General features: G+C 66.1%; 10 protein-coding genes. 1 reads left to right on the top strand and 9 read right to left on the bottom strand.

Annotated features, from left to right (window positions below):
• Positions 1 to 3: 3 nt before the first annotated feature.
• Entirely contained in the window at positions 4 to 1,425 is a 1,422-nt protein-coding gene (locus NOF53_RS20100) for a WS/DGAT/MGAT family O-acyltransferase (protein WP_255971955.1), read from the bottom strand.
• Complete coding sequence (locus NOF53_RS20105) at positions 1,419 to 1,856, bottom strand: HAD-IA family hydrolase (RefSeq protein WP_255971957.1); 438 nt, start codon at positions 1,854 to 1,856, stop codon at positions 1,419 to 1,421. Before NOF53_RS20105 ends, NOF53_RS20100 begins: the two co-directional genes overlap by 7 nt.
• A 104-nt stretch (positions 1,857 to 1,960) precedes the next feature.
• On the opposite strand from NOF53_RS20105, the gene NOF53_RS20110 reads away from it, so the two are divergent.
• Positions 1,961 to 2,485 (top strand): Rv3235 family protein, encoded by a 525-nt coding sequence (locus tag NOF53_RS20110; protein ID WP_255971959.1) that lies wholly within the window; start codon positions 1,961 to 1,963, stop codon positions 2,483 to 2,485.
• 12 nt (positions 2,486 to 2,497) lie between these two features.
• Here NOF53_RS20110 and secA read toward each other — a convergent pair whose 3' ends face one another.
• The 7 genes from secA to NOF53_RS20145 form a co-directional block, all read right to left on the bottom strand.
• Positions 2,498 to 5,365, bottom strand: coding sequence for a preprotein translocase subunit SecA (gene secA / locus NOF53_RS20115; RefSeq protein ID WP_255972040.1), 2,868 nt, complete (start codon positions 5,363 to 5,365; stop codon positions 2,498 to 2,500).
• A gap of 151 nt (positions 5,366 to 5,516) precedes the next feature.
• Entirely contained in the window at positions 5,517 to 6,200 is a 684-nt protein-coding gene (gene hpf, locus NOF53_RS20120) for a ribosome hibernation-promoting factor, HPF/YfiA family (protein ID WP_255971961.1), read from the bottom strand.
• Between the two features lie 213 nt (positions 6,201 to 6,413).
• Positions 6,414 to 7,112 carry a ComF family protein gene (locus tag NOF53_RS20125; RefSeq protein WP_255971963.1) on the bottom strand — a complete coding sequence of 233 codons (699 nt, stop codon included), beginning with the start codon at positions 7,110 to 7,112 and terminating at the stop codon, positions 6,414 to 6,416.
• 59 nt (positions 7,113 to 7,171) lie between these two features.
• Complete coding sequence (gene lpqB, locus NOF53_RS20130; RefSeq protein ID WP_255971965.1) at positions 7,172 to 8,965, bottom strand: MtrAB system accessory lipoprotein LpqB; 1,794 nt, start codon at positions 8,963 to 8,965, stop codon at positions 7,172 to 7,174.
• Complete coding sequence (mtrB, locus tag NOF53_RS20135) at positions 8,962 to 10,776, bottom strand: MtrAB system histidine kinase MtrB (protein WP_308213847.1); 1,815 nt, start codon at positions 10,774 to 10,776, stop codon at positions 8,962 to 8,964. Before mtrB ends, lpqB begins: the two co-directional genes overlap by 4 nt.
• Positions 10,773 to 11,450, bottom strand: coding sequence for an MtrAB system response regulator MtrA (gene mtrA / locus NOF53_RS20140; protein ID WP_005240059.1), 678 nt, complete (start codon positions 11,448 to 11,450; stop codon positions 10,773 to 10,775). Before mtrA ends, mtrB begins: the two co-directional genes overlap by 4 nt.
• Before the next feature lie 45 nt (positions 11,451 to 11,495).
• Positions 11,496 to 12,194 (bottom strand): dTMP kinase, encoded by a 699-nt coding sequence (locus tag NOF53_RS20145; RefSeq protein ID WP_255971969.1) that lies wholly within the window; start codon positions 12,192 to 12,194, stop codon positions 11,496 to 11,498.
• Between the last annotated feature and the right edge of the window lie 44 nt (positions 12,195 to 12,238).

A 12,238-nucleotide genomic window follows, 5' to 3' on the forward strand; every position in this document is an offset into this window, starting at 1 on the left:
TTCTCACCGGCTGGCATCCAACAACTCCTCGAGAGATTCGTACAGCAGCGCCGCCACCACGTCCACATCGGCCATCGCATCACGGTCTGCATTCAAACCGTAGTAGACGTTGCCGTCGTAAGACGTCAACGCAATGCTCAAAGTTTGATTCTTCAGCAGCGGCGACACCGGATACATCTCGAGCATCCGTGCTCCGCCGACGTACAACGGCATCTGCGGACCCGGGGCGTTGGTGATCATCAAATTGAACATGCGCTGCGAGAAGCTGCTCGCCGCACGGGCACTCATCGCATGCAGGGTGGCAGGCGCGAACCCGGACAGCCGCACGAGGGTCTGCGCGGTGACGCGCCGACTCTGCTTCGCGTGGGCCTCCATCGCGTGTGCCACGTGCGAGAGTCGCACCACCGCATTCGGTTCGCCCACGGGGAGGTCGATGAGGAACGACGACACCATGCTTCGTGGATCCGACCACTCACCGCGCTGGGTGACGTCGTCGTCCGTGTCGGGGTCGGCGTACACCGACATCGGGACCATGGCGCGCACCGTGGTCGATTCGGCGACCGGCTCGGCGCGTGAGAGCAACCAGTTCCGCAGGGCACCCGACACGACGGCCAGGATGACGTCGTTGACCTCGCATCCGTACCGTGCGCGGATCTTCCGGTAGTCCCCCAGCTCGGTCTTGACCACGGCGAAGCGCCGGTTGCGGGAGATGGTCGCATTGAGCGGGGTCGCGGGCGCCACCTGGGTGGCGGTACGCACGACCGCGGCCAGCTTCCCGACCGCACGCACGGTCTCCCCCAGCGCAGACGCCATGCCGCCCAGCGTCATTCGCAACGACGCCAGACCCTCCCCCGGCCGGGCCACGATGTCGGCGAGGGCGCCGGCGACGAGGGTGGTCTCGCTCGGCTCCGGGCTGGGCATCCACAATTCCTCCGCCATGGGCCTGCGCGTCTTCGCCGGATCGAGGATCACCTGACCGATCTCGAGTGCCGTCTCCCCGTCGACGAGGGAAGAGTGCGATTTGGTGAAGATCGCAAAGCGGTTGTTCGCCAGGCCCTCCACGAGGTACATCTCCCACAGCGGGCGGGTATTGTCGAGCGGCCTCGACGTGAGACGCGCGACCAGGTCGTGCAGCTGCGCGTCCGAGCCCGGCTTCGGCAGCGCCGATCGCCGGACGTGGTACTCGATGTCGAAGTCCTGATCGTCCACCCACACTGGACGCGACAACCCGAGCGCCACTTCCCGGACCTTCTGCCGGTAACGCGGCACAAGACTCAGGCGCTCCTCGACGAGATGAAGTAATTCCTCGTAGGACAATCCATTTCGCGGCTTGCGGAAGATGGCGAGCGATCCGACATGCATCGGCGTGCTGCTCGCCTCGAGGAAATAGAACGACGCGTCCTGCGTTGTCAGTCTCGTCACCATGTCGACGCCTGCCCCCCATGCTTTCCGTCTCGATCTCCGTCGAGAAGTATCGCCAGCTCGTTCGCCGTGACCGCGGCGTCGACATGGTGGACGCCCACCATCCCGACAGCCACCGCACCGCGAACGTTGACCCCCAGGTCGTCGACGAAGATACAGTCCCTCGGTTGCAGGCCGAGCACTTCGGCCGTCAACCGGTATATTCGCGGATCGGGCTTGGCCACACCGACATCGCCGGACAGCACCACCCGGTCGACCAGCCGGCCGTCACCGAGTTCCCGCAACCATTCGCCCGCGGGACCGCCGGGGTCGTTGCTCAGTATCGCGGTTCGGATGCCGCGAAGCCGGGCATCGGCGATGACCGACGACAACACGTCGAAGTCCGAACCCGGGCCCACGAGCACACCGCCGACGTCCACAATCAATCCCCGCACGACCCCACCCTAGGTTCCCCTGCGGGGTTCGGCGACACGACCACCGAATTCGTGCGAGGATGGCCGCTACGACGGCCGTCTCATGCCGAAACCGGGGGGAAGAAATGAGTGAGTCCTACACGTTCTTGTCGCGCGTGCCCAACTACGAGCCGCCGACTTGTGAGGCGCCGGCCCGCGCCGCCGGCCCGGCCGTGCCGCTCGGCAATCGGAGAGCACCCGGTCGAGGCCGTCAGTCGTCGCCGGCGCGAAGCTCGGCGCACTCCGGCACGTCGCCGCGCCCTTCGCTCACTGTTCCCGTTCCCCGCGCTGCACCCGACGCGCAACGCTTCACCGAACACGCGTTCCGTCTGGTGCTCGAAGTACTCGATCGACGGCGCAATGTGCGCCAACTGCGGCCCGTGGTCGTTTCCTCCCTGCTGGACGTGGCACGGACCCTCGCGCTCGCAGAATCGCCCGCGAGGCGACTCGGAGTGGCCACGCTGCAACGCGTCCACCTTCGGGTACTCGACGACGACACACTCGAGGCCTTCGGAACCTACGGCCGCGGACCCCGGGTATTCGTGATCGCAGCCCGTGTCGAACGGAAATCCGACACGGGCTGGATTGTCACCTCGATGGTCGTCGGCTGACGACGAGGTGGGTCAGCGCTTGCGCTTGGACCGCGGCGCCTTCTTACCCTTCGACTGAGACCGTGCCGCATCGCGTCGCTGGCGCCGGGTCCCTGCGTCCGCGTTGTCCTCGCTGCCGGTGCCTCGGCGGCTGAGTTGGGCGCTGCCGTCCTCGGCGGGTCCGGAGTACGTCAGTCCACGCGGCTCCGCGTTGTCCAATCCCTTCGCCCGCAGGGCGGAAGGTGCAGCGGTGCCCTGAGCCTGACGTGCTGCCTCCTGCGTGGGCAATGGCCGGGCAGGCGTCGGCGTCGGCGAGGCGGACGCTGTCGCGGCCGCCGAGGACGCCGTCACAGTGATGCCGGGCGCTGCCGCTTGCTGCGGGGCCGCGGCTTCGACCTGCAGATTGAACAGGAATCCGACCGACTCCTCCTTCAGCCCCTCGAGCATGCCGGTGAACATGTCGAAACCCTCGCGCTGGTACTCGACCAGCGGGTCACGCTGCGCCATCGCTCGAAGACCGATGCCCTCCTTGAGGTAGTCCATCTCGTACAGATGCTCACGCCACTTGCGGTCGAGCACACTGAGCAGAACGCGGCGCTCGAGTTCACGCATCGCACCCTCACCGGCGGCGGCGTCGATCTCCGCTTCCCGGCGCGCATACGCCTCGTGCGCATCCTCGAGGAGCATCTCGCGGAGCTCGTCGCTGCTGATGTCCTTCACGTCGCCGTCGGAGCCGTCCCCGACAAATTCCTTGTAGTCGAGGCCGATCGGGTACAGCGTCTTCAGTGCGGTCCACAGCTGTTCGAGATCCCAGTCCTCGACATATCCCTCGGAAGTTGCGCCGTCGACGTACGCGGTGACCACATCCGTGATCATCTTCTCGACCTGGCCCTCCATGTCCTCGCCTTCGAGGATCTGGCGGCGCTCCTTGTAGATGACCGTGCGCTGCTGGTTCATCACCTCGTCGTACTTGAGGACGTTCTTACGGATCTCGAAGTTCTGCTGCTCCACCTGCGTCTGCGCGCTCTTGATGGCCTTCGAGACCATCTTCGCCTCGATCGGAACATCGTCGGGCAGGTTGAGGCGGGTCATGATCGACTCGAGAGCCGCACCGTTGAACCGTCGCATCAACTCGTCGCCGAGCGACAGATAGAACCGGGACTCGCCGGGATCACCCTGACGTCCGGAGCGGCCACGAAGCTGGTTGTCGATTCGCCGGGACTCGTGCCGCTCGGTGCCGAGCACGTACAGTCCGCCCGCCTCACGGACCTTGTCCGCATCGGCCTTCACCTCGGCCTTGACCTGCTCGAGCACCTCGTCCCACGCCGCCTCGTATTCCTCGGGCGTGTGGACGGGGTCGAGGCCGCGCTTGCGCAGGGCGATGTCCGCGATGATGTCGGGGTTGCCGCCCAGCACCACGTCGGTTCCACGGCCGGCCATGTTGGTCGCCACCGTGACCGCCCCAGACCTGCCGGCCTCGGCGATGATCGTGGCTTCCTGCTCGTGGAACTTGGCGTTCAGTACGTTGTGCGGCACGCCGCGCTTGGTGAACTGCTTCGACAGGTACTCGGACCGCTCGACGCTGGTGGTGCCGATGAGGACCGGCTGGCCCTTCTCGTGCCGCTCGACGACGTCGTCGACGACGGCGTCGAACTTGGCTTCCTCGGTCTTGTAGATGAGATCGCCGTTGTCGACGCGGACCATCGGCCGGTTGGTGGGAATCGGGATGACGCCGAGGTTGTAGATCTGGTGCAGTTCGGCGGCCTCGGTCTCGGCCGTACCCGTCATGCCCGACAACTTCTCGTACAGACGGAAGTAGTTCTGCAGGGTGATGGTGGCAAGCGTCTGGTTCTCGGCCTTGATCTCCACCTTCTCCTTGGCCTCGATCGCCTGATGCATGCCCTCGTTGTAGCGCCTTCCGACGAGGACACGACCGGTGAACTCGTCGACGATGATCACTTCACCGTCGCGGACGATGTAGTCCTTGTCCTTGGTGTAGAGCTCCTTCGCCTTGATGGCGTTGTTCAGGTAGCTCACGAGGGGCGAGTTCGCAGCCTCGTACAGGTTGTCGATACCGAGCTGATCCTCCACGAGCTCGACACCCGCTTCGTGCACACCGATGGTGCGCTTGCGAATGTCGACCTCGTAATGGACGTCGCGCTTCAGCATCGGAGCGATACGCGCGAACTCCGCATACCACTTGCTCGACGCGTCGGCGGGCCCGGAGATGATGAGGGGGGTACGGGCCTCGTCGATAAGGATGGAGTCGACTTCGTCGACGACGGCGAAAGCATGTCCACGCTGAACGAGATCGTCCAGCGAGTGCGTCATGTTGTCACGCAGGTAGTCGAAGCCGAACTCGTTGTTCGTTCCGTAGGTGATGTCTGCCGCATAGGCCGCGCGCCGCTCGGCGGGCGACATCCCGGACAGGATCACGCTCGTCTCCATGCCCAGGAAACGGTGGACACGCCCCATCCACTCCGAGTCGCGCTTGGCGAGGTAGTCGTTGACCGTCACGACGTGGACGCCCTCGCCGGCGATGGCATTGAGATATGCGGGTAACACACAGGTGAGGGTCTTACCCTCACCTGTCTTCATCTCGGCGATGTTGCCGAAATGGAGGGCGGCGCCGCCCATGATCTGCACGTGGAAGTGCCGCTGGTCGATGACCCGCCACGAGGCCTCGCGGGCTACGGCGAAAGCCTCGGGGAGCAACTCGTCGAGCGGTTCACCGTCTCGATAGCGCGAGCGGAACTCGTCGGTCTTCGCCCGCAATTGCTCATCGGTCAGGTCTTCGACCGCGGACGACAGGGAGGAAACGTGGTCGGCGATGTGCTTGAGCCGCTTGACCATGCGACCTTCACCAACACGGAGCAGCTTGGATAGCGACAGCGACGGCACAGTCTTGTTCGTCCTCAATCTTCGGCAGTGGGTGGGTGACACACAAAATCCGGCCGGAGGTCCGAGAACCCCGGCCGGATTCCATGGTAGGCGCTCTCTGGTGCGGACGAGTAGACCGACCGCTCACACCGTCACGTGGGACGAATGCAGATCACGCCAGACGGATGAGTCCGTAGTCGAACGCGTGCCGTCGGTAGACGACCGAAGGCTTGTCCGACTCCTTGTCGTGGAACAGGAAAAAATCGTGTCCTACCAGCTCCATCTCGTACAAAGCGTCGTCGATGGTCATGGGTGTCGCCTTGTGTTCTTTGGTCCGCACCACCTGACCCGGCGTGTGCTCGTGCGACTGCGCCTCCTGGCCGTCGAGGGAGATGTCGGGACTGATACCGAGACTCTCGTCCTCGGCGAGTGCGGCGGTGGCCTCCGCCACCGATACCGGGGTCTTTTCCCCGTAGTGGACCTTCTTTCGGTCCTTGGTGCGGCGGAGCCTGCTCTCGAGCTTCGCCGTGACCGACTCGAAGGCTGCATAGAAACTGTCGGCCGACGCTTCGGCTCGGGCTACCGGCCCTTTGCCTCGGGCAGTGATCTCGACGCGCTGGCAGCTCTTCTTCTGGCGTCGATTGCGTTCGTGTTGTAGTTCGACGTCGAACAGGAATATGGAGGGGTCGAAGCGCTCGAGGCGCGACAGCTTCTCGGAGACGTACACGCGAAAGTGGTCGGGAACCTCGACGTTGCGTCCCTTGACGACAATATCGGCGCTAGGGGCATCGGTCTTCTCTTGTGCATCCGTGGTGCGTTCGTCGATGAAAACCGAAGCTTGCGAAGGGGTCGTCACTCGTACCTCCCGATTACGGCCCCGCCCCGTGATGGGCGGCGGCGAATTCTGATCCATGCCGGGAAGGGGTCCGCCCGGCACCAGGTTCGAAGTATCACCTCCTACCTGTGTTTCGGGTGTGTCCGCGACGCTAGTACGTAACTCGCGCGAGTGCCACTGTTCGGCGCAATTTCATCTGGCCGACGCCGAGTTTGCGCCGGCTCCGCCGCGACCTCAGCCGACGCCGGCCAGGACGACCACCGACGCGACCGCGATGCCGGCCCCGGACAGCACGCGAACCGACTCCGCCGCGGTCGCCCCGGTGGTCGACACGTCGTCGATCAGGACCACCGTCTTACGTTGGCGCACAGCCGAATCCGACGACAGATGCCGAGCGAATCGGTGACCGCTGCGGGTGAGGATAACACCACCCTCGAGGTTTACTCGACGTTGATCCGCGGACAGTCCGACGGAGTCGCGCACCCCTCTGCGCATGGTCAGCGCGGGACAGACCCGGGTCGCTCCCACCGCGACGATCGCGATCCGGGTGACGGGATCGCCGCCCCGCATCCGGGCCGCCCGCGAGCGCGTCGGGGCGGGGACGAGCACCACCGGGGCGACCTCGGGCGGCTGCAGTTCCCCCCACTGGTGCAGGCGCGCGAGGGTGCCCGCGACCGCGGAGCCCAGCGGCACCGCGAGGTCGCGCCTGCCCCGCTCCTTTGCAGCGATCACGGCCCGGCGTCGCGGGCCCGAGTACGGTCCCAGCGCCCACACCGCGACCCCCGGATCGACCCGTGGTTGCAGAAGAACCGGATCGTCCGCCAACTCGGCGGCGCAGCTGTGGCACCATTGCGCGCCGGGCGCTCCGCACCCGCCGCATTCTCCGGGCAGGATCAAATCGAGCAGCGTCCGTGAGCCGGGCAGTGTGCGCATGCCCTCATCTTCCGCACTCCTACCGACACACTCCTCCCGACAGAGGTGTCCCGGCCGAATCAGCCCGGCAGAATCGGAATCGCCTTCACACCGGTGAGGCCGGGAACCTCGCGCCAATACCTGTCCCCGGCCGGATCGTTGTTGTTCAACTGGAATACGGCACGCGAGTCGGCGACGAACTCCGTCGTCGTCGAGGCGTCCACGGCCACCACCGGGGCCGTGAGGTTGCGGCTCGGCAAGGCATCCATGCGTGAGCCGTCGACCGCTACCTGTACCACCGGAATATCCGATGCCGCACGCGCGACGACGATCGTGTCACTCGTGCTCCAGTCGAGCGACAGAGCCGGGCTGCCGAGGCCGATCGCGACCGCACGCGGGTTGGTCAGGGCGTAACCGCCACCGGGCATCTGCGCCACGATGGCCAAGTACACCTTGCCGTCCACGATGAGCGCCGCACGCACACCGTCGCGCGAGAGCCGGAGTTCCGTGATGGTGGCCCCCAGCGCGGTGACAGCACCGGCATCCACGTTCTCGACGGAGGTCCGCCCCGTTCCGGGCTCGCGCAGCACACGGATCACCGCATTGCCGTTGACCGCCGCCCAGATCGCAGAGTTGTCGGGTGCCCACGTCGGGCGGGTGATCGCCCCGCCCTCGAGGACGGACGCCGCCCCGTCCTCGTAGGCACCGACCATCAAGGCGCTCGCCGGCTCGGGCGGTGGACGCCCGGTGTCCGCGACGGCGGCGACCAGTTTGCCGTCCTGCGACAGCGCGAGGGATCGCATGTTGCGCGCGGATCCGAAGTACCCCGGCACGGGTGTCACTCCGGTCTCGGTGACGCTCACCATCGAACCGTCTCGCAGCGCATGCAATCCCACCGTGGCGCTCGAGGTCGCGAACGGGTTCATCGAGGCGACGTCGGCGGTGGTCCAACCGTTGGGGAAACGGTCGTCGAGGGGCTCACCGTCTGCGAGCAAAATGTACGGACCGGAGATCTCCGCGTTCGCGAGAGTCCAGATCACTTGCGCCGCAAACAGACTCTTTGCTTGCTGGTCCATCGGCCGCACACCGGAGAAATCTATCCGGATGCCTCCGAGCCCCACCCCGACCTGGGCGGTGCGCCCGTCCGCCTTCGTGATCGGGCCCCGGACCGACACACGCTCGCCCAGTTCGTTGCGCACGGCCGGGGCGAGAGCCGACTTCGGCCCGTCGATCAGCAGACCCATCAGCTGGGCCGCCATCTGATCCTGCGCCCCTGACACCCACCGCGGATCCGGCACCACCGTTGTCCCGGCAGGGTCGAGGAAGTACAACGATTTGCGTTGATAGGTGTTGAGGAACTGGGCCCGGTCGAGAATCACGCCCGAGGGCAGCTCGGAAATCCTCCACTCACCGCCCTGCATCTCGAGACTGATTTTCGTTTCGAAGCTTCCCTCTTCTGCGACATACAGTCCGCCCGGCTCCAGCTGCCCCACCTTGTTGGCACGGATCGTGTACGTCGCACGGTCGGTGGTCCGGGTCTCGGGCAGGACGTCGACCTTGTCGACGATGGTGGCGCTCGCCGCGTCGTCCCATCGCCCGGACACCCCGGGGGTCAGGAACTGGCGCGCCGCGAGATGGCGGCTCGACGGGTCGGTGCTGGCTTTGAAGAAATCCCGCAGAAGCAGGTCCGGTTCCCGACCCGGTGCGGGCGCAGCCACACTCGATCCCGGGGTGTCACGGTTGATCGTGCCGATCGCCTGTGGGGTCGACGAATCCGGCAGGCTGGCGCATCCGCCGACCGTGACGAGCATGGCCACGAGAACAGCACCCCAGATCGACCGGAACACGGGGGACGATGCCGAGCGCGGCGTCATCCGTCCCGCTCCGAGGTACGCGAACCCTCGCGGTCGCCGACGTGGGCACTCTCCCGTTCCCGTGGCTCATGGGTCTGCGGTTGTTCGGGTAACTCGCGCTTCTGGGGCACGGTGCGGGACTCGTCGACGGCGGTTTCGGGACTGTCGTTACGCACCGGCATCGACGTGTCCCCCGGGATCGGCTGTCCCTGAACGTATTTGCCGGTACCGGGTTTGAGCGGCAACGGACTTGAGACTACCTTCCGGCCCCTCACCCTCGGCAACGTCAACCGGAAGCAGGCCCCCTGGCCGGGTTCGCCCCAAGCCTCGAGCCGGCCGTCGTGCAGGTTCGCGTCCTCGACACTGATCGCCAGCCCCAGTCCGGTGCCACCGGAGCGGCGCACCCGCGACGGGTCCGACCGCCAGAACCGATTGAACACAAGCTTCTCCTCGCCCGGCCGCAGCCCCACCCCTTGGTCGCGCACGATGAACGCTGCGGCACTGTCGTCGGCACGCAGACGCAGCAGCACCGGTTTGCCCTCTCCGTGGTCGATGGCATTGGCGAGGAGGTTGCGCAGTATGCGTTCGACACGGCGCGGATCCACCTCCGCCATGACAGCATGATCCGGCAGGTCGACAATCAGTTCCGTCCCGCTCTCCCGCGCGAGGTGCCGCACCGTGGAGACGGCGGCCCGCGCGCACATCCGCAGGTCGAGTTGCTCGGCCGCCAGCTCGGCGACGCCGGCGTCGTGGCGGCTGATCTCGAGCAGATCGGCCAGCAGTCCCTCGAACCGGTCGAGTTCGGCGACGAGCAACTCGGAGGAGCGCCGGAGCACGGGGTCGAGGTCGTCGCTGCCGTCGTGAATCAGATCGGCCGCCATGCGCACGGTGGTGAGCGGCGTACGCAGCTCATGGCTCACGTCCGAGGTGAAGCGCTTCTGCAGGTTGCCGAATTCCTCCAGCTGGGTGATCTGCTTGGACAGGCTCTCCGCCATCTCGTTGAACGACATCGCCAGGCGGGCCATGTCGTCCTCACCGCGCACAGGCATCCGCTCCTTCAGACGGCCGTCGGCGAACCGCACGGCAATCCGGGAGGCGGAACGAATCGGGAGGACCACCTGCCGGGCTACGAGGAGTGCGATGGCCGCGAGTAGCACGGCGAGCACCGCGCCACCGACGAGCAGCGTTCCACGCACCAGCGACAAGCTGCGGTCCTCACTCGCCAACGGGAAGACGAGATACAGCTCGAGCGTCGAGATGGCCGAGGCCGTCGGGCTTCCCACGATGAGCGCGGGGCCGGAGTAACCCTCGGGATCGTTGACGGTGGCGAACTGATAGCTCACCTGCCCGGCCTGCACGAACGCCCGCAGCGACTCGGGTATCTGGTCCGCCGGACCGCTCGAGGTCGGCGCCCGCGGGCCGTCACCGGGCACGATCAGCACCGGGTCGAACGTGCCTGCCGATCCGGAGTCCTGCCCGGCGTCCGGCTCCCTGTTGGTGAGCGCAGCGCGGGCACCGTCGAGCTGGGTGGTGGGCGAACTACTGTCGTCCGCCCCGGCCAGCTGCCCTTCGACCGTGCTACGGGCCCGGTCCATCTCCTCGGTCGCGGCGTTGATCTTCGTCTCGAGCAGCCGATCGGTGATCTGGCTGGTGAGCACGACTCCGAGGACCACGATGACGATGAGCGACAACGTAAGCGTCGAGACGACCACCCGCAGCTGCAGTGAACGACGCCACGTGTGCGCGAGGGTATTGCTCAGTGAGTGACCCCACCGAAGGATCGGCGATACGCGTCGATTGACACGACGCCGCCATCGGGAAACACCTGTCACGGCGGTCCGGCCTTGTAGCCGACCCCCCTGACCGTCAAAACCACTTCGGGATTCTCGGGATCAGTCTCGACTTTGGCGCGCAGACGCTGAACGTGCACATTGACCAGTCGAGTGTCGGCTGCATGACGGTAACCCCACACCTGCTCGAGCAGAACCTCACGGGTGAATACCTGCCGCGGCTTACGCGCCAGCGCGACCAAGAGGTCGAATTCGAGTGGTGTGAGAGAAATCAGTTCTTCGCCCCGGCTCACCTTGTGGGCGGGAACGTCGATGACGATGTCGGCGATGCTGAGCAGTTCGGCAGGTTCGTCCTCGGTCCGACGGAGTCGCGCGCGGACCCTCGCCACCAGCTCCTTCGGTTTGAACGGCTTCATGATGTAGTCGTCCGCGCCGGATTCCAATCCCAGAACCACGTCGACGGTGTCCGTCTTCGCCGTCAGCATCACGATCGGCACCCCGGAGTCGGCGCGGAGCACCCGGCACACGTCGATACCGTTCATCCCGGGCAGCATCAGGTCGAGCAACACCAGGTCCGGGCGAGTCTCCCGGACAGCGGTGAGCGCCTGGGTCCCGTCCCCCACCACATACGGGTCGAAACCTTCGCCGCGGAGAACGATCGTGAGCATCTCCGCGAGCGCAGTGTCGTCGTCGACAACCAGAATCCTTGGCTTCATGTCCCTATCGTTGCATCTTCGGAGCCCGTAACTGCCCGTTCGCCGTTACGGCGTGCCGTGTTCTTTCTCGCCACGAGGTCCCGTGCCGTCATTCAAGAATGCCAGGTTTTCGGCGAGCGCGAGTGGATCGGTGTCCGGGGATAACACCCACCACGGCGAAATCCAGTCGGTTGCGGCTAGCTGGCGGTACACCTCGCCGGTGCGCTCCTGCAGACCGCGGTCGCGCTCGTAGGCGTCGAGCGCCCGGCTCGCGTCGGCCGATTCACGCCCGCGCGCACGTTGTTCGGCCAGCGCGACGGGCACGTCGAGATACAGCTGGAGGTCGGGGCGGGGCAGGCCCAGGCGACCGAATTCCAGCTCCCGCACCCAGCCCACGAATTCGCCGTCGGCGCCCTCATGCAACCGAGCGGCACCGTAGGCGGCGTTGGACGCCACATAGCGGTCGAGGAGGACGATGTCGCAGCCGACGAGCAGTTCGGACATCTCCGCGATCGCGCCGGACCGGTCGAGGGCGAACATCACCGCCATTGCATGCACCGATCCGCTGAGGTCACCGTGTGCCCCCTTCAGTGCCTCCGACGCCAGATCGGCGTGGACGGAGCGGCCGTACCGAGGGAAGTCGAGAGTGCCGACTTGGAGCCCAGCCGCTGCGAGTCGCTTCACGACGGCTGAGACAAGTGTCCGCTTGCCTGCGCCGTCGAGGCCTTCGAGCGCTACCAGCGTTCCGACAGAAGAGGTTCCCACGGGGATGAAGGCTATCCCCCGGCACGCACGCAGCGGACCGGGGG

Origin of the sequence: Rhodococcus tibetensis, assembly GCF_024438035.1 — a bacterium.
In the GTDB taxonomy this organism is placed as follows: Bacteria; Actinomycetota; Actinomycetes; order Mycobacteriales; family Mycobacteriaceae; genus Rhodococcus_F; species Rhodococcus_F tibetensis.